The sequence below is a fragment of the Butyricicoccus pullicaecorum DSM 23266 genome (assembly GCF_900167005.1).
Taxonomy (GTDB): Bacteria; Bacillota; Clostridia; order Oscillospirales; family Butyricicoccaceae; genus Butyricicoccus; species Butyricicoccus pullicaecorum.
This window is the reverse complement of record NZ_FUXW01000013.1, coordinates 13,991-35,784: the sequence shown is the minus strand read 5'-3', so window position 1 is coordinate 35,784 and position 21,794 is coordinate 13,991. Positions and strand designations below refer to the sequence as shown.

Annotated in this window: 17 protein-coding genes; 6 read left to right on the top strand and 11 right to left on the bottom strand. The window is 56.5% G+C overall.

Annotated elements, in window-relative coordinates; all coding sequences use genetic code 11:
* Positions 1 to 700: 700 nt before the first annotated feature.
* Positions 701 to 2,344 (bottom strand): alpha,alpha-phosphotrehalase, encoded by a 1,644-nt coding sequence (gene treC, locus B5D52_RS13375; RefSeq protein ID WP_016148894.1) that lies wholly within the window; start codon positions 2,342 to 2,344, stop codon positions 701 to 703.
* A gap of 28 nt (positions 2,345 to 2,372) precedes the next feature.
* Complete coding sequence (treP, locus tag B5D52_RS13370; protein ID WP_016148893.1) at positions 2,373 to 4,349, bottom strand: PTS system trehalose-specific EIIBC component; 1,977 nt, start codon at positions 4,347 to 4,349, stop codon at positions 2,373 to 2,375.
* A 260-nt stretch (positions 4,350 to 4,609) separates the two neighbouring features.
* Here treP and B5D52_RS13365 point away from each other — a divergent pair, with 260 nt between their 5' ends.
* Together B5D52_RS13365 and B5D52_RS13360 are read left to right on the top strand one after the other, a co-directional pair.
* The gene (locus B5D52_RS13365; protein ID WP_016148892.1) at positions 4,610 to 5,338 is read left to right on the top strand and encodes a GntR family transcriptional regulator; all 729 of its coding nucleotides are present in this window, start codon (positions 4,610 to 4,612) and stop codon (positions 5,336 to 5,338) included.
* A gap of 15 nt (positions 5,339 to 5,353) precedes the next feature.
* Positions 5,354 to 5,746 (top strand): nuclear transport factor 2-like protein, encoded by a 393-nt coding sequence (locus tag B5D52_RS13360; protein WP_016148891.1) that lies wholly within the window; start codon positions 5,354 to 5,356, stop codon positions 5,744 to 5,746.
* A 310-nt stretch (positions 5,747 to 6,056) separates the two neighbouring features.
* On the opposite strand, the gene B5D52_RS13355 is transcribed toward B5D52_RS13360, so the two are convergent.
* Both B5D52_RS13355 and B5D52_RS13350 read right to left on the bottom strand, forming a co-directional pair.
* A complete protein-coding gene (locus B5D52_RS13355) occupies positions 6,057 to 6,623 on the bottom strand; it encodes a hypothetical protein (RefSeq protein ID WP_016148890.1) in 567 nt (188 codons plus the stop codon).
* Positions 6,624 to 6,653: 30 nt separating this feature from the next.
* Positions 6,654 to 6,929 carry a hypothetical protein gene (locus B5D52_RS13350; RefSeq protein ID WP_147535142.1) on the bottom strand — a complete coding sequence of 92 codons (276 nt, stop codon included), beginning with the start codon at positions 6,927 to 6,929 and terminating at the stop codon, positions 6,654 to 6,656.
* 262 nt (positions 6,930 to 7,191) lie between these two features.
* Here B5D52_RS13350 and B5D52_RS13345 point away from each other — a divergent pair, with 262 nt between their 5' ends.
* Positions 7,192 to 8,313 (top strand): Coenzyme F420 hydrogenase/dehydrogenase, beta subunit C-terminal domain, encoded by a 1,122-nt coding sequence (locus tag B5D52_RS13345; protein WP_016148888.1) that lies wholly within the window; start codon positions 7,192 to 7,194, stop codon positions 8,311 to 8,313.
* A 447-nt stretch (positions 8,314 to 8,760) separates the two neighbouring features.
* Positions 8,761 to 9,462 (top strand): ferric reductase-like transmembrane domain-containing protein, encoded by a 702-nt coding sequence (locus tag B5D52_RS13340; protein WP_016148887.1) that lies wholly within the window; start codon positions 8,761 to 8,763, stop codon positions 9,460 to 9,462.
* A 304-nt stretch (positions 9,463 to 9,766) separates the two neighbouring features.
* Here the strand turns inward: B5D52_RS13340 and B5D52_RS13335 are convergent, their stop codons facing one another.
* From B5D52_RS13335 to B5D52_RS13320, 4 genes are all read right to left on the bottom strand, one after another.
* A complete protein-coding gene (locus B5D52_RS13335) occupies positions 9,767 to 12,250 on the bottom strand; it encodes an ATP-dependent Clp protease ATP-binding subunit (RefSeq protein WP_016148886.1) in 2,484 nt (827 codons plus the stop codon).
* A gap of 415 nt (positions 12,251 to 12,665) precedes the next feature.
* Positions 12,666 to 13,673, bottom strand: coding sequence for a hypothetical protein (locus B5D52_RS13330; RefSeq protein WP_016148885.1), 1,008 nt, complete (start codon positions 13,671 to 13,673; stop codon positions 12,666 to 12,668).
* Positions 13,666 to 14,217 carry a UvrB/UvrC motif-containing protein gene (locus B5D52_RS13325; protein WP_016148884.1) on the bottom strand — a complete coding sequence of 184 codons (552 nt, stop codon included), beginning with the start codon at positions 14,215 to 14,217 and terminating at the stop codon, positions 13,666 to 13,668. Before B5D52_RS13325 ends, B5D52_RS13330 begins: the two co-directional genes overlap by 8 nt.
* 54 nt (positions 14,218 to 14,271) lie before the next feature.
* Entirely contained in the window at positions 14,272 to 14,724 is a 453-nt protein-coding gene (locus B5D52_RS13320; protein WP_016148883.1) for a CtsR family transcriptional regulator, read from the bottom strand.
* 395 nt (positions 14,725 to 15,119) lie between these two features.
* On the opposite strand from B5D52_RS13320, the gene B5D52_RS13315 reads away from it, so the two are divergent.
* Positions 15,120 to 15,290 (top strand): DUF362 domain-containing protein, encoded by a 171-nt coding sequence (locus tag B5D52_RS13315; protein ID WP_016148882.1) that lies wholly within the window; start codon positions 15,120 to 15,122, stop codon positions 15,288 to 15,290.
* 603 nt (positions 15,291 to 15,893) lie between these two features.
* Here B5D52_RS13315 and B5D52_RS13310 read toward each other — a convergent pair.
* From B5D52_RS13310 to B5D52_RS13300, 3 genes are all read right to left on the bottom strand, one after another.
* Entirely contained in the window at positions 15,894 to 17,765 is a 1,872-nt protein-coding gene (locus tag B5D52_RS13310; RefSeq protein WP_078689229.1) for a DUF4914 family protein, read from the bottom strand.
* 332 nt (positions 17,766 to 18,097) lie between these two features.
* Positions 18,098 to 18,538, bottom strand: coding sequence for a ribonuclease HI (rnhA, locus tag B5D52_RS13305; RefSeq protein ID WP_016148880.1), 441 nt, complete (start codon positions 18,536 to 18,538; stop codon positions 18,098 to 18,100).
* Between the two features lie 588 nt (positions 18,539 to 19,126).
* Positions 19,127 to 19,981 carry a hypothetical protein gene (locus B5D52_RS13300; RefSeq protein WP_016148879.1) on the bottom strand — a complete coding sequence of 285 codons (855 nt, stop codon included), beginning with the start codon at positions 19,979 to 19,981 and terminating at the stop codon, positions 19,127 to 19,129.
* 169 nt (positions 19,982 to 20,150) lie between these two features.
* Between B5D52_RS13300 and mnmE the strand changes: the two genes are divergently transcribed.
* Positions 20,151 to 21,515 (top strand): tRNA uridine-5-carboxymethylaminomethyl(34) synthesis GTPase MnmE, encoded by a 1,365-nt coding sequence (mnmE, locus tag B5D52_RS13295; RefSeq protein ID WP_016148878.1) that lies wholly within the window; start codon positions 20,151 to 20,153, stop codon positions 21,513 to 21,515.
* The last annotated feature ends 279 nt before the right edge of the window (positions 21,516 to 21,794 follow it).

Genomic DNA, 21,794 nt, shown 5'->3' with positions numbered 1-21,794 from the left:
CCAAATTTCTGGTTCCCACCAGCACGTTTATTATAACATATATGAAAAGAAATAGGTTCTGGCAACTTCCACCTTTTTACTGTTTGTTCTTTGTGCATTTTGCACAGTTTTCAAGCCAAAAGCAATTTATTGACGGTTTTCCCTGCAAATAGATAGGTAAAATGACGGAGTATTATGCATTTTGTTTTGTAATATTGTGGTAATTTCCTGTCACGCAGCAAAAAATCGTCATTTTCTCCAATTTTCTCTCCTTTTGCCCTTGTTTATCCACAGGGTGGGGACAATTTTTCCCTGCTCGGGAAAGAAAAAAAGTCATGCACAGACTGTGCATGACTTTGGGGAATCGTTTGGGTGCTATCCGTTTGTATGCCCGTTCAGTCGGGGGACTGGTGGTTCCCCTTGGAAGGGGAGGACGGAAAGCAAGGGATGGACAACCTACGGTTTTCCACCCCTTGCAACCCCGTTTTCCCTTTCCGTCAGATAGACATTTCAGCCGCCGACAGGGTGGGAATGTAAGAGCTCCGCACGGCGGGTGCATGCTATCCGGCGCTCCCGGTTGTGCTGGGACTGCGGATTTGCCGCGAGCGTTTAGAGGTGAGTGCGAGCCGAGTGACGGTTTTGTGCAGTTCGGGCGCTCCGTGCGGCAGTATGGTCTGCTTTTGCAGTGCTCATTTACGCGCCCGGTTTGCGGCTGGGGTGGTTAGGCGCGGTACAGGATGACCGACTCGTAGGGGCGCAGGTGGAGTTTGGTCTGCACTTCGGTGTCGGGGTAGTTACTCAGCAGGCAGGTAAAGCCGGTCAGGTCGATGGGGCACGTCCAGTCGGTTTCGGTGCGGTAGAAGTTATTGACGACCACGATCTGCTGACCATCCAAAGTACGGGTATAGGCGAGTACGCTGGGGTTTTTCTGGTCGAGGGGTGCAAAATCACCGGCAGAAATCACGTCGTACTGCTTACGCAGCGCGATGAGTTTGCGGTAGTGGTTGAAAATGGAATCCGGGTCGTCGATCTGGCTTTCGGCGTTGATGGTCTTGGTATTGGGGTTGACCGACAGCCACGGGGTACCGGTGGTGAAGCCGCCCTGTGCGCTGTCGTCCCACTGCATCGGCGTACGGCTATTATCGCGGGAGTGCACGCGCAGGATATCGTAAACGCTGTCCTCGTGCAGGCCGCGTGCGCGCAGGATATGGTAATGGTTGATGCTCTCGACGTCGCGGTACTGGTCAAGCGAGGTGAAACCGGCGTTGGTCATGCCCAGTTCCTCGCCCTGATAGACGTACGGCGTGCCGCGCAGGCAATGAATGACCGTGCCCAGCATCTTCGCCGACTGCTTCCAATACTCGCCCTCGTCGCCAAAGCGCGACACGACGCGGGGCTGGTCGTGGTTGCACCAGAAAACAGCATTCCATGCGTTGTGTTCGGTCATGCCGGTCTGCCACGAGAACAGGATGTCCTTGAGTTTCTGGAAGTCGAAGGGGACGAGTACCCACTTCTCATTGCCCACAAAGTCAACCTTGAGGTGATGGAAGGAGAAGGTCATGGACAGTTCGCCGGTGTCCGCGCCCGCGTAGCGGTAGCAATTTTCCATGCTCGTGCTCGACATCTCGCCCACGGTCACGATCTCGGCATCGGTGCCGAAGGTCGCCTGGTTGAGCTCGTGCAGGTACTCATGCACGCGCGGGCCGTCGGTGTAGAATCTGCGGCCATCGCCCTGATCGTCGCTCTCATACGAGCCCTTGCTGATGAGGTTGACCACGTCGAAGCGGAAGCCCTTGACGCCCTTACTCATCCAGAAGCGGATGACTTCCTGCACCTCGTGCCGCACGTCCGGATTTTCCCAGTTGAGGTCGGCCTGGGTGGGATCGAACAGGTGCAGGTACCATTTGCCCTTCTCCGGGACGTACGCCCACGCGCTGCCGCCGAACTTGCTCTGCCAGTTATTGGGCGGGGTGTCCGGGTCACCGTCCTTCCAGATGTAGTAATTTTCGTACTTGGGGTCACCTGCGAGTGCCTTGCGGAACCACTCGTGTTCGGTCGAGGTGTGGTTAAACACCATGTCCAGCATCACGCGGATATCTCGTGCCTTGGCCTCGCGGCACAGCGTCTCGAAGTCCTCCATCGTGCCGAATCTGGGGTCGATGTTGCGATAGTCGGCCACGTCGTAGCCGTTATCGCGCTGGGGCGAGACGAAAAACGGGGTCATCCAGATATAGTCGACGCCCAGCGTTTTGAGGTAATCCAGCTTGGCGGTCACGCCGCGCAGATCGCCCAGTCCGTCGCCGCCCGTATCACAGAACGACTTGGGATAAATCTGATAGACAACGCTTTTGCGGAAATCGTACATGGAAATTTTGCCTCCTAAAAAACAGGTGTCAGCCCAGTTCAGCGACCGGGGTCTCGCCGTGCTTGACCTCACGGCCGGTATGCGTTACCAGGCTGTGTGCGCCCGGGTCGGTGACGATCAGCATGGTGGTCGTCGGATGGCCTGCGGCTGCGATTTTATTTGCGTCAAAGGTAATGAGTGCATCGCCGCGGCGCACCTTGTCGCCCTCGGATACGTGCAGGGTGAAGCCGTCGCCGCCCATGTCCACCGTATCTACGCCGACGTGGATGAGCAGCTCGGTGCCGTCATTCATGCGCAGGCCGCATGCGTGCCCCGTATCGGCCATGACGACCGTGATTTCAGCGTCTGCCGGTGCGTAAATGGTATCGCCGGTCGGCTCGAAAGCCACGCCGTCGCCCATAACGCCCTGAGAAAATACTTCGTCGGGTACGTCGGACAGCGGAATGACGCGGCCATCTGCGATGGCGGTCAGGACGTTGTCTGCCTGCTGGGTGGTGGCCGGTGCAGGGGTCTGAGAAGCGGTCTCAGCGGTGGTTTCGGGTACGCTCTCTGCGGCTGCCGGTGCGCCTGCGGTCACAAGACCGCGCTCCTCACGGCCAAGCTTGCGGCTGCCGACCACGATGGTCAGGACAAAGGGAACGACGATCGCGGTCAGCATCGCGAGCAGGAAGTTGACCCAATACTCGGGGAAGATGGACAGGATGCCCGGCAGGCCGCCGACACCGATGGAAATTGCGGTCACGCCCGTGCCGATCGAGATCATAGCCGCGCAGGCCGAGCCGATCATGCCGCATACCAGCGGGAATACATATTTCATGTTAACACCGAACAGTGCAGGTTCGGTAACGCCGAGATAGCAGGAGATACATGCCGGAATGTTGATCTGCTGGGCGCGCTCATTGCGCTTTTGCAGGACGATCATGCCCAGAACAGCCGAGCCCTGCGCGATATTGGACAGCGCGATCATCGGCCAGAGGTTGGTGCCGCCGTAGGTGTTGACCAGCTGGGAGTCGATGGCGTTGGTCATGTGGTGCAGACCGGTCATAACGATCGGTGCGTACAGCAGGCCGAACAGTGCGGCAAAGAGCAGCTTGACATTGGATGCAAGGCCCATGTTGACGATATTTGCGATAAAATCACCGATTTTCCAGCCGATCGGGCCGACCACGGTGTGTGCGATGAGTACAGCGGGAACAAGTGCGCAGAAGGGAACGACAACCATGCGGATGACTTCCGGGCAAATCTTCTGGAAGAATTTTTCAAGATAAACCAGGACGAAGCCTGCCAAAATGGCCGCGATGACCTGACCCTGATAGCCGATCATCTGTACCTGTGCAAAGCCGAAATCCCAGACCGGAATGTCTTCGGCTGCGGTGGTTGCGACCGAGAAGCCGTTTAAGAGCTGGGGAGAGATGAGCGTCAGGCCGAGTACGATACCGAGAATCTGGGTCGTGCCCATCTTCTTGGTGATCGACCAGGTGATACCAACCGGCAGAAAGTGGAAGATGGCCTCACCGATCAGCCACAGGAAGTTATACAGTCCCGCCCAGAACTGGGATACATCGGTCAGCGACTGCGTGCCGCCGCCCAGCAAATTGACCTCACCGATGAGGTTGCGGAAACCCAAAATCAGACCGCCGCAGATAAGTGCCGGGATGATGGGGGCAAAGATTTCGCCCAGTGCGCCCACGACGCGCTGTACCGGGTTCTGGTTGGTCTTGGCCGCGCTCTTGACCGCGTCCTTACTCACGCCCTCGATACCCGCGTACTTGGTAAATTCCTGATAGAAAGTCGCAACGTCGTTGCCGATGATGACCTGATACTGTCCGGCCTGGGTGAATGTACCCTTGACGCACGGAATCGCTTCGATGGCCTTTTCGTTGGCCTTTTTCGGGTCCACAAGCACGAAACGCATGCGCGTCATGCAGTGGGAAACTGCCTGGATGTTGGCCTTGCCGCCAATTTCATCCAGCAGCGTTTGGACTGCCTGCTGGTATTTTGCCATAAATGGGGTTCCTCCTCTTTCATTTGTTTCCTTGTACTCAACTTGTTTAAACAAGTTATTTTGCTTGTACATAAGATACCCCTTTTTCAGGGCGATTGCAAGGCGATTTTTGACCAAAAAATCAAATTCTTTTTTAGGCACTCTGACCAGTCGGTTTGCGCACAATTCCAGGATTGGCAAGCGCTCCTTTGTGCGATATAATAGGGTTTAGAATTCACATCCGGACGGCTTTCCGCGTCCGATGAGAGTGAGGGTCGTCCATGCCAAAGGCTATTTACGAACAAATTTATCGCGAACTGAAAAGCAGGATTGAGTCCGGTTTCTACCCCCCGCAGGAGCTGCTGCCCTCGGAAAACAAGCTCATCGTCGAGTTCGACTGCTCCCGCGGCACGCTCCGCCGTGCGGTCGCCGAGCTGGTCCGCGCCGGCTACGTCCAGACCATGCAGGGCAAGGGCGTGCGCTGCATCTTCCAGCCCTCCGGTCAGGCTACCTTTACCCTCGGCGGCATCGAATCCTTCGCCGAGTCCGCTGTACGCAACCACTGGCGCGGTACCAGCACCATCCTGTGCTTTATGCCCCTCGAAGCCGACGAGTCGCTGGCGCGGCGCACCGGGTTCCCGGTCGGCACGCCGCTCTATTATCTGCGCCGTCTGCACTATTTAAACGATCGGCCGCTGATTTTAAACCACAGCTACTTCCGGCAGGATGTCGCGGTCGGGCTGACCGCTGAGATCGCGTCCGGCTCGATCTATCGCTATCTCGAGCAGGACTTGCACGTCGCCATTATCAACAGCAAGCGTGTTGTGACGGTTGAAAAGGCGGACGGGCTTGACCTCCAGTACCTCGACATGGACGACTGCAACTGTCTGGCCGTGGTGAGCAGCCAGACCTACAATGGGGACGGTGTGATGTTTGAGTACACCCAATCCCGCCACCATCCCAAGTTCTTCCGCTTCCAAGACAATGCCGTAAGAAAAACGGGAATTTAAAGGAGTGTGTCGGCTATGAAAAAAATCACCATTCTCTGTCTGACCTTACTGTGTGTGCTGCTCACCGCCTGTCAATCGGGTGGGCAAGCGGAAACCTCTCCCGAGGACACGGTACAGGCCTTCTTTGCCGCGTTCGAGACCGCAAACTACCAGTCCATGCAGGATTACTGCACCGAGGACTGTGTAGACACGTATTTCCACGACGGCGATGTCTTCGGCATGGTCTGGGCCAAGGCCGAAAACATTCAGGAACAGACCATTGAGGATAAAGAGGGTTTTCTGGTCGCTGTCCAGATGGAAACCGCGCCGACTTCGGCACTCTATCCCGAAACCGAGACCTCGTTTTATGTCTGGCTGACCCAGAATGCGTCGGGCGACTGGCTGGTCGACTCGTTTACGACCGGGTAAAATTGCAAAATGGGTATAAAAAAAGACCGCTCCGAAAGAGCGGTCTTTTGATATGCAGAAATGGAAGGGTAGGGAGGTGGGAATCCGTTCCGGTGGGAACGGATTCTATGAGCGCGCCAGGCGCGCAGAGAGTCTTGCTCGCTGCGGCGAGCGCTTTTTTTTATTTTTTTGTTGAAACCCGGGTCGGACACCGGGTTTCAATGGGGAATTTCGTGTCCTGCGGGACACGACTCAGGGCTCTGCCCTGAGAACCCGCAAGCCTTTCGAGAAAGGCTTGAGCGAAAGCTTCAATAGGGGTGCGAGCTTTCTTTTACAGTTCCCGGCGAGTCGAGCGCGTCGAGCGGGTGATTACGCGATAAGCTGCGTCTGCGGCTGGCAGCAAAAACAGGGTCGTCGTGATGCACAGCACGTCGAAAAAGCATGCGCTCACGCCCCAGCCAAACAGCCATTCAGGTGACAGCCAGACCAGAGCACTCAGTCCCAGAGCGGCGCAGTCAAGCACCACGTGCAGTGCAGTGCGGCGGCAGATGACCGCCGTGCCCAGCAGCATGAGCACAAAGCCCGGTGTGAACTGGGACAGGTCGATCGACGGCCCGTCCACCGTGAGCATGCTCAGCTGCACCACCGACAGGACAACCGCTACCGCCAGTCCAAGCAGGTAGATGCGTCCGGTCTGGGTGCGCGTGCGTGCGCGGCAGGCCGCAAGCCCGGCGGCTGTCAGTCCCATGCACACAAGGCGTACCACCAGCAATTCGCCCACAAACAGCACCGCTCCTGTCTCCGGTCGGCGCACAAAGATAAATCCATCCGTAATCAGCGCTGCAAACAACAATCCTGCACCTACGGCGCACAGGATCGGGGTTCTCTGTCTCTCCATCCGTCCTTCACCCCTTCGGCTTTCTCGCCGTCAAAGCATCCAAAATATCAGCCACAGCAAAAGCGGCACAAAATCCAGCACGATCTTATACCATCGTCCTACCGGCCGGCGCAGCAGCAATCGCACGCCGTCGGCTGCCAGTATAATAGCTCCGACCACCGACGCTACCAGCGTCAGACCCAGTCCGCCGTATAAAATCATGGGCAGCGGGTGCAGAATCCAGCCCGACCGCAGGTATAGCAACATGAAGATGCCTGCAATCGCGAGCGATCCGTACGCAAACGCATACCCTGTCTTTCTTTTCATCGGTATCGGCATGATTCTTTCCCCCTCCGCCTGCATTTTTTCTCACTACTTATTAGACGATCCTTGATTCCATTTTGTTACCTGAATTGTAAAAAAATATCAACAAAATTTTAAGACGTTTTTTATCCATTTTGGCAGATATCTCCTGACTCCGGTCATTTCTCTGCCTTCTGCATGCCAGCCGTTCGACTTTTCACGAATCTGTGGTATAATACCCTTATCCGCTCTATTTCGAGAGTTAACAGAAAAGGTGAACGCTATTATGATTCAGATTACCGATAAAACCAAATGCTGCGGCTGCACCGCCTGCGTGTCGGTCTGCCCGCAAAACTGCATCACCATGCAGACAGATGACGAGGGTTTTTCCTATCCGGTCGTCAATCCTGACCTGTGCATCGGCTGCGACGCCTGCGAAGCCGTCTGCCCGTGCCTGAACCGCAAGCCCAATCCGCCCCAGCCGCAGGCTATGGCCGTACGCGCAAAGGACGACATCCTGCGCCGGTTCTCCTCGTCGGGCGGCGTGTTCTCGCTGCTGTCCACCGATGTTCTGAACCATGGCGGCGCGGTGTGCGGCGCGGTATTCGGCGACGATTTCCGCGTCCAGCACGTCATCGCCTGGGACGAAACCGGCGTGGAGCCCATGCGCGGCGCAAAATATGTGCAGTCCGACCTCGGCGACGTGTTCCGCCAGATTCGTGACCTCGTAGACAACAACACCCCGGTTCTGTTCTCGGGTACGCCCTGCCAGACCTCCGGTCTGCGTGCTTACCTCGGCGGCGACGCCGACAAGGTGCTCACGGTCGCCATCGTCTGCCATGGCGTGCCGTCTCCCAAAATCTGGGAAAAGAACCTGCGCGAACTGGGCACAGTCACCGACGTGCGCCTGCGCGACAAACGCCAGAGCTGGAAGCGATACGCAACCAACTACTTCGTCGATGGCAAGGAGATTCTGCGCCCGGTCATGGACGACCCGTATATGAAGGGCTTCCTGCGTGACCTCTATAACCGTCCCTCGTGCACCGATTGCCCGGCTAAAACCGGCGGCTACGCCGACCTCACCCTGGGCGACTTCTGGGGCATCGAAAAATTCCTGCCCGATATGGACGATGATAAGGGTACTTCGCTCGTGCTCGTGCAGACCGAACAGGGTAAAAAAGCCCTCGCGGCGATCGCGGATCGGGTGGAGAGTAAGGCCGTCACTTTTGCCCAGGCGACACAGTATAACCCTGCTGTCACCACCTCGGCACACGATCACCCGCAGAGAAATGAGGCTATGAAGCGATTGGAAAACGAACCCCTCGCCGCTGTCGTCGCAGATTATACCAAGACAAGCGGTATGGAGAAACTCAAAGGCTTCGCGCGGAAATTGCTCGGTCGAAAGTAACGATAATCACCGCACCCCTCACTGAAAGTTTCGCCAGCCTTTTCAAAGGCTGCGGGTTCTCAGGGCAGAGCCCTGAGTCGTGTCCCGCAGGACACGAAATCCCCTTTTGAAACCCGGTGTCCGGCCCGGGTTTCAACCAAAAATAACTAAAGAGCGCTCGCCTCAGCGAGCAAGACCCTTTGCGCGCAAAGCGCGCTCATAAAAACCGTTCCCGCCGGGAACGGTTTTCTTTTTTCCCACTTCACCGCAAAAACGTCTGTCTCCCTCTGTTTCCATCATACCATTTTCTCTTAAAAACTCCAATTAAGGACAGTTTAAGATTATTTTAAGATTTATTTAAGACTTTGCACGACAAAATAGTTGACTTATCGAAATTTCTGTTATATACTCTCAGACAGTTAGCTATGACTAACTAATCGATCTCTCACACAAAGAAGGAGGAATGGTATGTACCCCTATATCCTGGTATCTCTCGTACTCACGCTCATTTTCGCCCTCGGCTGTCAAGGCGCTATCCGCAAACATGCCGGCGCGTTTTACGCCCTCGCGGTGCTCATCGTCGTCGCCGAAGTCCTGTATTACCAGCTCGGCTGGCGCGATATCGCGCCCGAATGGCTCACCGACCACATCGTAAATCCCTTTAAGCGCGGCGCACTGTCCACCGCCATGTTTATGGTCGTCATGTATGTGGGTGCGCTGGACGCAAAGCGTCCCGCTGTCCGCAAGCTCATGGGTGTACGCGGTCAGCTGTCCATCATCGCGTGCATTCTGACCCTCGGTCACAACATCATTTACGGCAAAAAGCACTTCGTGATGCTCTTTACCAATCCCGCCGAGATGAAGCCCCAGACCATGACGGCGGCCATCATCTCGATCGTGATGATCGCGGTCATGCTCCCGCTGATGGTGACCTCGTTCAAGGCCATCCGCGGCAAGATGCGCGGGGGAGACTGGAAGAAGCTCCAGCGTTTGGCGTATGTGTTCTTTGGCCTCATCTACGTACATGTGATGGTACTGTTTATCCCGAAATTTGAAAAAAAGTGGATGGATATTGTGCTGTACACGGTGATTTTCGGCGTTTATCTGGTGCTGAGAGTGGCCAAGGCTGCGAGAAAGCCGGCGCAGGTGTCGGCTGGATGTGGTGCGTAAGTAAGGCATAAAAAAAAGACCCGATCCAGTAGGTCGGGTCTTAATGAGCCTTACGGATTGAGAAAAGGCCCCTGTGGGGCGTTTTCCCGTAAGGCTGTGGCCGACTTGCTCGGCCAAGCCATGAACGGAGAAGAGTTGCGCGACCTGCGGGTCGCGCTTTTTTTGTTGTTTTTATTGATTCCCGGGTCGGACACCGGGAATCAAGAGGGGATTCCGCGCTCTGCGGAGCGCGTCTCAGGGCTCTGCCCTGAGAACCCGCAGCCTTTGAAAAGGCTGGCGAAACTTTCAGTAAGAGGTGCGGTGATTAGTCCTTAGACTCCTCGGTGGTCTGTGCAGATTTGAGAATCAGCTTACCGTCTTCCTCGTCCAAGGTGACGTGCTGGCCGCGCTGGACATTGCCGCGCAGGAAGTCCTCAGCGACGAGGTCCTCGACCTCGGACTGGATAGCACGTCTGAGCGGACGAGCGCCGTAGATCGGGTCGAAACCAGCCTTGACCAGATGTGCACGCGCTGCCGGAGTCCAATCCATCGTCAGCTCCATCTCGTCCATGCGGGATGCAACCTGCTTGAGCATGCCGTCTGCGATCTTGCCGATTTCCTCCTCGGTCAGGCGGTTAAAGACGATGATCTCGTCGATACGGTTAATGAGTTCGGGGCGGAATGCCTCCTTGAGGTCGGACAGAACTTCCTTCTTGATATCCTCAAAGCTCTGCTCGCCGGTGGGCTGCTCGTCGCCGCCGAAGCCCAGGGTCTTACGGCCCTTGCCGGTGATCTTCTGTGCGCCGATGTTGGAGGTCATGATGAGCACAGTGTTCTTGAAGTCCACCTTACGACCCTGACCGTCGGTCAGCTGGCCGTCTTCCAGAATCTGAAGCAGGATGTTAAAGACATCGGGGTGCGCCTTCTCGATCTCGTCGAACAGGACAACCGAGTACGGCTTTCTTCTGACCTTCTCGGTCAGCTGGCCGCCCTCGTCATAGCCGACGTATCCCGGAGGCGAACCAATCATGCGTGCAACGCTATGCTTCTCCATATACTCGGACATATCGAAGCGCAGCATTGCGTTTTCGTCACCGAACAGGGCTTCTGCAAGGGTCTTGCACAGCTCGGTCTTACCGACACCGGTGGGGCCGAGGAAGATAAACGAACCAATCGGGCGCTTGGGGTCGCGCAGGCCGACACGGCCGCGGCGGATGGCGCGGGCAACGGCGTTAACAGCCTCGTCCTGACCAATCACGCGAGCGTGCAGGGTATCCTCGAGCTGTAACAGGCGCTGGCCTTCGTCCTCGGTCAAACGAGCTGCCGGAATACCGGTCCAGCCTGCGATGACCTCTGCAATATCGTCAGCCGATACCGTATCACGCGCAGTTGCCTTGGTGTCCTCCCAAGCCTTGCGCTGCTTGTCAGCCTCGGCCTGCTTTGCGGTCTGCTCGTCGCGCAGCTTAGCAGCCTGCTCATAATCCTGCGCACGGACGGCCTCGTCCTTCTTGGCAGACAGGGCAGAAATCTCGTCCTCGAGGGTCTTCAAATCGGGCGGGGGCGTCATGGCCTGCATGCGAACACGCGAGCATGCCTCATCGATCAGGTCGATGGCCTTATCCGGCAGCTGACGGCCGGAGACATAGCGGACAGACAACTTGACGGCTGCCTCGATGGCCTCGTCGGAAATCTTGATGCCGTGATGTGCCTCGTAGCGGTCACGCAGACCGGTCAGAATCTGCACAGCCTCCTCGGGCGACGGCTCGTTGACCGTGACCGGCTGGAAACGACGCTCGAGTGCTGCGTCCTTCTCGATGTGCTTGCGGTACTCGTCGAGCGTGGTTGCGCCGATGATCTGGATGTCACCGCGAGCGAGTGCGGGCTTTAAGATATTTGCAGCGTCGACTGCGCCCTCTGCGGCGCCTGCGCCGACGATCATGTGCAGCTCATCGATGAACAGGATGACGTTCTTATCCTTTTGCAGCTCCTCCAGCACACTCTTGATGCGCTCCTCGAACTCGCCGCGATACTTTGCGCCTGCAATCATGCCGGTCAGGTCAAGGGCGATGAGCTTCTTGTCCTTGAGGTTATCCGGTACGTCGCCCGACGCGATTTTCTGCGCCAGACCCTCGGCAACTGCGGTCTTGCCGACGCCCGGGTCGCCAACCAGTGCCGGGTTGTTCTTGGTACGGCGGGACAGGATCTGGATGACGCGGTCGATCTCGTTCTTACGGCCGATGACCGGGTCAAGCTGACCGTCACGCGCAGCCTTGGTTAAGTCCTTGCCGTACTGTGCCAGCGCCTTGCCAGCGCCGCCGGCAGCCTCCGGCTCGGATGCGCTCTGACCAGCTGCGCCGCCGGTCGGCTGATGCTCACCCATGTGCTGCGACAGCGTCTGCATCAGGCTGCGGGAATCCACGCCAAGAGCGTTCAAAATCGTGATTGCGACATTCTGACCCTCGTACATCAGGCCGTACAGAAGGTGCTCGGTGCCGACGTAGCTATGACCAAGCTGGGATGCGGCTGCGACTGCCAGTTCGACGATGCGCTTGGTGCGCGGGGTCAGACCCTGCGGTGCAGACGGGTCGGGTGCGCCGAAGCCGACCAGCTTCTCAATCTGCTGTTCGATTTTCTGAGCGGTCACACCGGCCTCGGTCAGCACTTTGGCAGCCATGCCGCCGCCTTCCAATACAAGGCCGTCGAGCAGATGCTCGGAACCGACGTAGTTATGACCCATGCGTCCGGCGGCTTCCTGCGCAAGCTGGAGCGCCGAAGATGCACGGTCGGTGAAGCGGTTGTTATAAAGCATATAGATACACTCCTTTCGGGAGAGAAAAACGTAAATTTAGGATTGAATTTAAAATGGGTCCGGGCCTGCGGCCCGGCGCAGTCCAGGCGCGCAGCCTGGCCCGTCCAGGTGGAACCTGGTCGCCATCCGCAGATGGCGAAATCTCTTCTTGATTCCGGCCTCAGCCGGAATCAACAAAAATTTTCATGAGAAGCGCGACCCGCTGGTCGCGCTTTTTTTGTTATTTTTGGGTTGAAACCCGGGTCGGACACCGGGTTTCAAGAGGGGAGTTCCGCGCTCTAGCACTCATTTTATCCGCGCACAGCGCGGAAATAAGGATAGTGACCTACGGGCCGGAGCGCGTCTCAGGGCTCTGCCCTGAGAACCCGCAGCCTTTCGAGAAAGGCTGGCGAAAGCTTTAATTAGGGGTGCGTACTTAGCCCTGAATTCTCAAGTTCTCAGTGACTTCACGCAATTTCTGTGCGCGGACGCGGTCGCGTTCATGCGGAGCGCCGGCGATCAGAGCCGGTTGGGTCATCTGTTCTGTCTCGATGAGTTCTTCCGGGGAAACGCCGGTCAGATAACCCATCTGCAAGCCGATAAGCACATCGGAAATACAGGTGACTGCTTCCTGACTGGGCAGCAATCTTGCGTGGCGCAGGACGCCAGCCGAGCGAGCGATACGGTCAAATAGAGCATCTTCGTTCTGACTTCTGAGCTGTTCGCGTGCCTTTTTCTCCTGATCGATGACCTCGGTTGCGGCGGTGATGAGTTTATCGACAATTGCGTCCTCACTGAGACCCAGAGTGATCTGGTTGGAAATCTGATAGAAACCGCCTGCGGCGCGAGTGCCCTCGCCGTACGCACCGCGCACGGTGAAGCCCTGTCGAGCAGCCCAGCCGACCAGTCGTTCCGCTGCGCCAGACTGGGTCAAAACAGGCAGGTGGAGCATAACCGACACGCGCAAGCCGGTGCCCAGATTGGACGGGCAAGCGGTGAGGTAGCCCAGCTGGTCGCTGTAATCAAAGGGGACACGGTTTTCGATCAGATCGGCAATGCGTTTTGCCGTCTCCATGCACTCCTTGGGGCACAAGCCGGTGCCCATGACCTGCAAACGGATGTGATCTTCCTCGCCCAGCATAATGGCGATATCGCCGCTGTCCGAGGCGATCAGCTTGCCGCCCTTCTTGGCAAACTCCGGGGAAATCATGTGTTTTTCAATCAGCTGCATGGCTTCCTGACTGCCTGCGCGGACATCGGTCATGTGCAGGCCGTTTGCGACTGCCGGTGCGGCAGAGAGTGCGTCCCAGACCTTATTTGCGATCTCGGTCAGCTGACCGGGTGTTAAATTGCGGTAGGGGTAACCCTTGACGTTACGCGCCAGACGGACGCGAGTAGAAGCGGCAAGTCCGGTAAAGCCGCCGTGAATGGCATAATTACGCATGGTTTTCACCCTCCAATCGACGAATTTCGTCGCGCAGCCGCGCGGCCTCCTCATAATTTTCCTGTTTGATGGCTTCGGTCAGTTTCTGCTTGAGCGAGGTCGTCGGGTTTTCCACAGGCTGTGCATCGTTTTGTGCCTTGGGCGCCTGGCCGACGTGTGCGGTCGCGCCTTGCAGCTTGCGGATGTACGGCGTTAAGATGTCCTCGAAGGTCTTATAGCAGTCGGCGCAGCCTGCGCGGCCACTCCGCTGCAATTCCGATTCGGTCATGCCGCACGTCGGGCAGCGTCTGCCGCCGCCAAGCTGTGCGGTCTGCGAAAACGGTGCGCCGAACAGCGACTGGAACGGCTGGGTGAAAAACGGATCGTCGTCAAACCACGAACCGAACGGTTTTGCGAAACTGGAATGGAAATTTTGGGCGAACTGATTGTTTACGCCCAGCTGATCGGCACATTCCGGGCACAGATGCATCTCTTTGGTCTGCCCGTTGACCGTCTGTCTGAAATACATGGTGGCTTCATTCTTACCACAGTTCTGACACAGCATAAAGGCTCAACTCCTTTGATCTATACACGAAAAGATTTTGTTTACAACGTTATTTTAAGTGGTGATGCCCAGGATCGCGCACCGGAACACGGCTGCACGGATGCGGTCGCGGTGCTCCGGGGGAATCTCGGACAGCGCACCGTCGGTGCAGGCTCCCATCAGCAATTTTCCCTCGCGGGTGGTCAGCAGGCCGATAGACAGGAACGAACGGATGAGTCTTGCGGCTTCGTTCTGTGTCAGCTGTCCGCCCGCCGCCCGTGCGGCCTCGAGCAGCATGCGCTGTTTATCATCCTGTACGCGCACGATGCGGATATATCCGCCGCCTCCGCGCCGGGACTCGACCAGATAGCCGTTTTCCGGGGTGAAGCGGGTCTCGATGACGTAGTTGATCTGGCTGGGCACGCAGGAAAACCGCTCGGCCAAGCCGCGCCGCTGTAATTCCGCGACACCGCCGCCATCGGATAAGCAGTCCATAATAAAGGCTGCGATCGTATCTGACATTTTCATAAGCGTGACCTCGTTTCTTTTTCTCAAGGCTTTGGTTCGGTTCCTGACCTTTCCTGACCTTGTGATTCTTATTATAATCCTTCCCGCCAAAATTGCAAGCGAAATTTCTGATCTTTTCTGACCTTTGCGTTCGATCTGTTTTACAGAATCCGGTGTTATCTCTTGTTTTCTCTCTGAATCTCGTTTTTTCTCACTTTTTCATTTTCTTGACCTTTTTCTGACCTTCTGACCTTTCTGACCTTAGTATACCCCTCGCTGGGGAGTGGGAAACGTCAGATTTTGGAACTTTTCCGACCCCTTTCAAGTTGCATATAGCTAACATTAAGCAAAACACTTGCCTTTTTGAAATCTTATGATAGAATAAGTATGTAATTTGAATTGGAGGTGCTATTCCCATGGCATACGTAATTTCTGGCGCTTGCATCAGCTGCGGTTCCTGCGCAGGTGAGTGCCCGGTAGGCGCAATCTCCGAGGGTGACGGCCAGTACGTAATCAACGCTGACGCTTGCGTTGACTGCGGTACCTGCGCTGGTGCTTGCCCCGTAGGTGCTATCTCTCAGGGCTAATTTCCTGAAGGATATCTGAAAAAAATGAGAAACCTCTCTGTCCGTGCAGAGAGGTTTTTTCATGCTCAAAATCGGCACCGCAGCCATAATTGAAGTTTCGATCAAACCTTTTCAAAGGTTTGCGGGTTCTTAGGGCAGAGCCCTAAGACGCGTCCCGCAGGACGCGGAACTCTCTTTTTGATTTTCGCCTTGCGAAAATCAACTAAAACAAAAAAATAATCACTCGCCGCAGCGAGCGAAATTCTCTGAAAAGACCGTCCGAAGGGACGGTCTTTTCCATGAGCGCACTTTGTGCGCGAAAGAGTCTTGCCGCCTGCGGGCGGCGCTTTTTCTTTTTATTTTGGTTGATTCCGGTCTTTGACCGGAATCAAGAGGGGATTCCGCCCGTTGCGACGGGCGGTTAAAACGAGAGTTTATTGATTCCCGGGTCGGACACCGGGAATCAAAAGGGGATTCCGCGCTCTGCGGAGCGCGGCTCAGGGCTCTGCCCTGAGAACCCGCGGCCTTTCGAGAAAGGCCGGCGAAAGCTTCCATTAGGGGTGCGGTGGTTTTCTTTACAAAAAAGACCGGGGAATTTCTTCCTCGGTCTTTTCTTTTTCTCTCTTACAGCTTCATCGGGGTGAGCTTGCAATAGTCCTCGATCGTGCCGCCGCGGCGGAAGCAATCGATGATCTCACGACCCAGCGGGTCCAGATCGTCGGTATAGAACTTATCCAGCTCCTTGGCAAAGAAATCGGTCAGGATCTTTGCGCCTGCATCGTAGCCGTCCTTACCCATGCGATCCTGAGTCTCAGTGCGCAGGTACTTGGAACGGATGGGCTGGCCCTCAATTACCATTTCCTTGAGTGCGTAACCGAGCAGCGGGCAGCGTGCCGGCTCGAGCTTATCCTTCTTAACATGGCCGTTATGACGTGCCAGCCATTCACGGCTGATCCATTCAGCGGAGAAGCCGACATGGTATACGCCGATGTGCTGGTTCGGAATCAGAACATAACGGGTGTTCGGGCAGCTTACAATCTGCTGGAGCAGCAGGTTCGCCTGCTTAACACGCAGACCGGTTGCAAACGGCCAGTAAGAGCCTACGCCCTCGCTCTTCAGCTCGCCGCCGCCAACGATGGACGGGTTCTTAAAGCCGCGCGGTGCGACCAGTCGCCACAGCCATGCCAGTGCGGGCGGGATGAAGTGCAGCATACCCATAATACCGTAGTTCGGGTTCTCACGGGTAGAGGGGGGCATACGAGTACCAAACGAGCGAATGTCGACCTCGACCGGCTCGTTGACGATGTGCGGTACCTTGGAACGCGGAACGATCGCACGCGGGTTCGGGCAGGGCTTGCCGTCAGAATCCAGCGTGTGCTCCCAGATCAGGCTGGTCGCGCCGACCACGCCCTGAATGTTGAAGAATACCAGCGGCTCGTCCGGCTCGGTGCAGATGCGCTCGTATACCGGGTCACAGCCGTAGTGGGTAACGCCGTCCATGCGCAGGAACCAGCCGTCCTCACCGTCTACCAGTACCAGCTTGCCGCTGTCGTTCTGGAGAGACGGGTAGCAGGTTGCCATATCATCGCACACCGGCTCGATGTGGCTGGTGCGGCCCATGTTCATGAGCGTCTGCTCACCGGTCACGGTGTTGGTGGACAGGACGACACGACCATCTTCGGTGCGTGCGATGTCCTGCAGCATCTCGCTCTTACCGCCGCCCGATGCGCCCTCGTGCATGATAACCAGCTCGTTATCGTATTGGGTGACCATTCTGCCGCACGATGCGTGTGCAGTGACCCAGTTTTCCTGCTCGCCGATGTCCAGCAGGACAGAGTATACGCCCTTCTTTGCAGACGGGCCGGGATACAGATTATAAGAGAATACTTCATGGCAGTCGTCGAGGCGGTTGTGTACGACAACCTGACGGCCATTGAAGTGGGTATGACGGAACGGAGGCGCTACGTAAACGATCGCGCGGGGCTTGAAGCCCTCGGACTCCTCAGCAGAGACAAAGCCCTGCAGGTTTGCCATTGCATACGCAAAGAATGCTGCGTTGCGCGGGCAAATCAGCATAGAACCGTAACCGTATGCGTTGCCGCCCGAACTGAAGGGCATCACGATCAGTTCCTGAGTCTTGAGCCAATTCAGGGTATCTGCCTTGCACTTTGCAAAGTCATAACCGTAAACATCCTTAAAGCGCGGCTTGTCGGTCGGCTTGTCATCACCGATGCGCATGCAGTCGGGATCGCGACGGCGCATGTAATCCTCAGGGTAGTTGACGACTACGCCGTTCTTTGCGCGTACGACGGTCGCTTCACACACCTCACCGCGGCCTGCTACGTCATATACGACATCGTACTTACCCGAACGGCCGGTACCGAATACCGACTCGTACAGCTCCTGCTTGCTGGTGGGTACGTACACGCCCTTGCACTCGTCCAGTAGTTCGATCAGCTCAGGCGTCCATGTGAACTTCTTCAAAAATCGATGCATATTCAGGTCCTCCTTACCGGGCCCGCCGGACGCTCGCCGCGGCCGCGGGATGTAAACACACAGCGCCGAAAAGCTCCGCGCCGGTGTTCCAATTCACTCCTGATATTATCATACTCGCAAATGCCCCCGCCGTCAATGGCTATTTTCACATTTTTGCAGGATTTTTATATTTCACTTGCATAAATTTTTAACAATTGCGACACGCTCCCAATCTAAACGGAAAATCCTCCCGCAAAAGCCGCAATTTTGGACAACTCTGTGAAAAGTCCACCGGTGAAAGACTGCTCGGTCTCTCTCCCGGTGGACGTTCTTCCGCAAGTTCTTTTGTCAAATTATGCGCGGTACTTCTTCCATTCTGCTACCGCAAGCTCGTCGCAGCGGTTATTATATGGATTGTCCGCATGCCCCTTTACCCAATGAAATGTTACCGCGTGCACCTCTAACAGCCCCAGCAGTCTGTCCCACAGCTCGGGATTCTTCGCCGGGGTCTTATCCGCTTTCTTCCAGCCGCGTGCCTTCCAGCCCTTCGCCCAACCCTTGGTGATGCCGTCGATGACGTACTTGGAATCGGAATAAAGATCGATCTTGCACGGCTCTTTAAGCAGCTCCAGGGCGGAAATGACGCCCATGAGTTCCATTTTATTATTGGTCGTCATCGGGTCGCCGCCCGAAATCTCCTTTTTTGCCGTGCCGTATTGCAAAATTGCTCCCCAACCGCCGGGTCCCGGATTGCCCGAGCACGCACCGTCGGTGTAAATCGTTACCTGTTTCATGCGTTGTCCTCCGCACTCGCGTTTTTTTATAGTATAGCAAGAAATCGGGGAAAAGAAAAGCGAAACGACCAGCACCGCACCCATAATTAAAGCTTTCGCTCAAGCCTTTCTCGAAAGGCTTGCGGGTTCTCAGGGCAGCGCCCTGAGTCGCGGCTCGCAAGCCGCGAAATTCCCCCTTTGATTCCGGTCAACGACCGGAATCAACTAAAATAGAAAATAAAAGCGCCGCCCGCAGGCGGCGCAATCTCTCGCGCACAAAGTGCGCTCATGGCGTCCGTTTCTTTGGAAACGGACGCCTCTCCCTAAACCCTTCTGCACACCCTCAATCTGTTCGTCCGCAGTTTGGGTAAAGTACAAAAGGAAAACCGTTCCCAAAGGAACGGTTTTCATGAGCGCACTTTGTGCGCGGAGTATGTCGCGCTCTGCGGAGCGCGATTATTTTTTAATTTTAGTTGATTTTCCCTCGCGGGGGATCGGGAAAATCAAAAGGGGATTTCGCATCCTGCGGGATGCGACTTGAGGCTCTGCCTCAAGACTCCGCGGCCTTTCGAGAAAGGCCGGCGAAAGCTTTAGCGTTGGGTGCGGTGCTTATTCGTTGACCGGCTTTCCTCTTTTGAGCTTCGGGCCTTCGGGTTCATCCGACAGTGCCATACGGCTGAGCTGATATGCCAGCCACAGGGCGCAGATCACATAACAACCCGCACGCGGGACGCGCTGCAAGTCGCTCAAATCAGTCATGACATACTGAATAATCAAACCGATACCGCCGGTCAGGCCAAAAACTGTACCGATTCCGGCAAATCCGGCGAGCAGGCGCGGGCGAGGGGTAGAGAACAAAAATCTTGCGTATGCGTGCAATGCGCACAGCAAGCCGCCGGCTGCCAGCAGTTCAAACACGAACTTACCTTCCATCGGCACGTTGCCGTTCTCCTTAAAGGTATTGACCAGGTCAAGCGCTGCCCAAGCGATCGGAATAAAGATCATATTCGCGTCGTCCTCGGTCACGGTACCGCGTACCGCGCTGCCGCCCAGTCGCATGAAAGCGACGCACGACACGATAGCCAGCAGGTACAAGGGAATGAGGGTAACGCGGTCAAACATGGTCATTTCCATGATGTGCGTCATGGTATAATACAAACCGGCAAGGCCGAACACGATAAACAATTCACCGCTCAGCACTGCGACCGTCTTATGCCGCGTGCCGCCGCCGGTCAGGTAGGATTCGAATGCCTTGTATCGGTCGCTCGTCTTGCGGTAGGTGAATGCCGCTGCGACGCACAGAACCACCGCAATCGCACTCAATACGTACAACATCGTCAGCCACGGTGCACCCGTCGGCAGATCGGCGCTGTCATAGCCCTGCACAAGATCCAATCCGTGCAGCACGCCGCCGGTCGCGCCCAGCACGATCGCCAGCACCGGATATGCTTTCTTTAACGTCATGGTTTCACGTTCCTCCACAGTCTGTGAATTTTCTTACGCCACCCATTATAGCATGCTTTCCCCGGCAGTTCCAGTTTTTCTTCGGGCTTTTTGTGTGTATTTTTTGCATTCGGAACGCTGTTATGGTAAAATAAAATAATATCAAGTATTTTTCAGGGAGGTTCGATCTATGGCGCAAACCATCGCTGCGCTGTCCACCGCCCCCGGCGGTGCGATCGGTATCGTGCGCATCTCGGGCGATGCTGCCGAGTCCTGTCTGCGTGCGCTCTTCACCCCGGTCGGCTCACGCGATCTACAGCCCCGCGTGCTGACCTACGGCGTGCTCACCGTGCACGGTCGGGTCATCGACCGGCCGATGGCCGTCTTTTTCCCCGCACCCGCGACCTACACCGGGGAACCTATGGCCGAAATCCACTGTCACGGCTCGTCGGCTGTCCTTCAGGCCGTCTTGTCCGCGCTCTTTGACCTCGGTGCGCGTCAGGCCGAACCCGGTGAGTTCACCCGCCGCGCGTTCTTAAACGGCAAGCTGGACTTATTCGCCGCGGAAGCGGTCGGCGATCTGGTCACCGCGCACTCTGAACAGGCCGCCGCGCTCGCGGTTTCCCAGCTCGGCGGGCACATGTCGACCGAATTTGCCGACATGCGTCAGCGTTTGATTGCGGTCTGCGCCCAGTTCCTCGCCGTCATCGACTACCCCGACGAGGAGATCGAAGACCTGCCGCTCACCGAAATCGGTCAGACCCTGTCCGACATGCGCGCTCGTCTGAACGCCCTTCACGAGAGCTATTCCCGTGGCCGTGCCCTGCGCGAGGGCTTGCCCTGCGCCATCATTGGCCGTCCCAATGCCGGAAAATCGACCCTGCTCAATGCGCTGCTCGGCTACGACCGCGCCATCGTCACCGATATTGCCGGTACAACCCGCGACACGGTCGAGGAAACGCTGTGCCTCGGCGGTCTGGTGCTCCGTCTCCAGGATACCGCCGGTCTGCGCGAGACCGACGACCCGGTCGAGAAAATCGGTGTGTCCCGTGCCCGTGACGCTGTGCGCCATGCAGCCGAATCCGGTGTCGTACTCGCCGTGTTTGACGGCAGCAAACCGGTCGGCGGGGAAGACCGCATGGTCATGCGCGAAGCCAAAAACGCTGCCCGTGCCGTCGCCATCTTAAACAAGGCTGACCTGCTCCGCGCAGAGGGCTGGGAAGAGCTGTCCGACTGCTTCCGCGCCGTCGTACCCCTGTCTGCCAAGCACCGCGAGGGTCTGTCCGAACTCACCGACACCCTGCTCACCCTCACCGGCGTGCGTGATCTGCCCTCTGACGGCGGTTTGATTACCAATATCCGGCAGGCAGAGACTTTGAAACGGACGGCTGAACGTCTGGAATTGGCTGCGGAACACTTGAAAGCCGGTTTTTCGCCCGATGCCGTGGTATATGATATCGAGGGCGCGATTGAGAGTCTGGGAGAACTCACCGGTCAGAGTGTCCAGAATGATATCGTAGATCATATCTTCGCGAATTTCTGCGTTGGAAAATAAAGCACCGCACCCATAATTGAAGTTTTCGGTCAAGCCTTTTTCAAAAGGCTTGCGGAGTCTTGAGGCAGAGCCTCAAGCCGCGTCCCGCAGGACGCGGAACCCCCTTTTTGATTTTCGCGGAGCGAAAATCAACTAAAATATACAAAATAGAAAACCGTTCCCTCGGAACGGTTTTCATGAGCGGCTTTCAGCCGCAAAGAGAGTCTTGCCGCCTGCGGGCGGCGCTCTAAATAAGTTTTTGTTGATTCCGGCTTTAGCCGGAATCAATAGGGGATTCCG

Coding starts and splice junctions, on each gene's coding strand:
- treC (WP_016148894.1), bottom strand. CDS start 2,344: ATGTACGATTTCCGCAAAAGCGTTGTCTATCAGATTTATCCCAAGTCG.
- treP (WP_016148893.1), bottom strand. CDS start 4,349: ATGGCAAAATACCAGCAGGCAGTCCAAACGCTGCTGGATGAAATTGGC.
- B5D52_RS13365 (WP_016148892.1), top strand. CDS start 4,610: ATGCCAAAGGCTATTTACGAACAAATTTATCGCGAACTGAAAAGCAGG.
- B5D52_RS13360 (WP_016148891.1), top strand. CDS start 5,354: ATGAAAAAAATCACCATTCTCTGTCTGACCTTACTGTGTGTGCTGCTC.
- B5D52_RS13355 (WP_016148890.1), bottom strand. CDS start 6,623: ATGGAGAGACAGAGAACCCCGATCCTGTGCGCCGTAGGTGCAGGATTG.
- B5D52_RS13350 (WP_147535142.1), bottom strand. CDS start 6,929: ATGAAAAGAAAGACAGGGTATGCGTTTGCGTACGGATCGCTCGCGATT.
- B5D52_RS13345 (WP_016148888.1), top strand. CDS start 7,192: ATGATTCAGATTACCGATAAAACCAAATGCTGCGGCTGCACCGCCTGC.
- B5D52_RS13340 (WP_016148887.1), top strand. CDS start 8,761: ATGTACCCCTATATCCTGGTATCTCTCGTACTCACGCTCATTTTCGCC.
- B5D52_RS13335 (WP_016148886.1), bottom strand. CDS start 12,250: ATGCTTTATAACAACCGCTTCACCGACCGTGCATCTTCGGCGCTCCAG.
- B5D52_RS13330 (WP_016148885.1), bottom strand. CDS start 13,673: ATGCGTAATTATGCCATTCACGGCGGCTTTACCGGACTTGCCGCTTCT.
- B5D52_RS13325 (WP_016148884.1), bottom strand. CDS start 14,217: ATGCTGTGTCAGAACTGTGGTAAGAATGAAGCCACCATGTATTTCAGA.
- B5D52_RS13320 (WP_016148883.1), bottom strand. CDS start 14,724: ATGAAAATGTCAGATACGATCGCAGCCTTTATTATGGACTGCTTATCC.
- B5D52_RS13315 (WP_016148882.1), top strand. CDS start 15,120: ATGGCATACGTAATTTCTGGCGCTTGCATCAGCTGCGGTTCCTGCGCA.
- B5D52_RS13310 (WP_078689229.1), bottom strand. CDS start 17,765: ATGCATCGATTTTTGAAGAAGTTCACATGGACGCCTGAGCTGATCGAA.
- rnhA (WP_016148880.1), bottom strand. CDS start 18,538: ATGAAACAGGTAACGATTTACACCGACGGTGCGTGCTCGGGCAATCCG.
- B5D52_RS13300 (WP_016148879.1), bottom strand. CDS start 19,981: ATGACGTTAAAGAAAGCATATCCGGTGCTGGCGATCGTGCTGGGCGCG.
- mnmE (WP_016148878.1), top strand. CDS start 20,151: ATGGCGCAAACCATCGCTGCGCTGTCCACCGCCCCCGGCGGTGCGATC.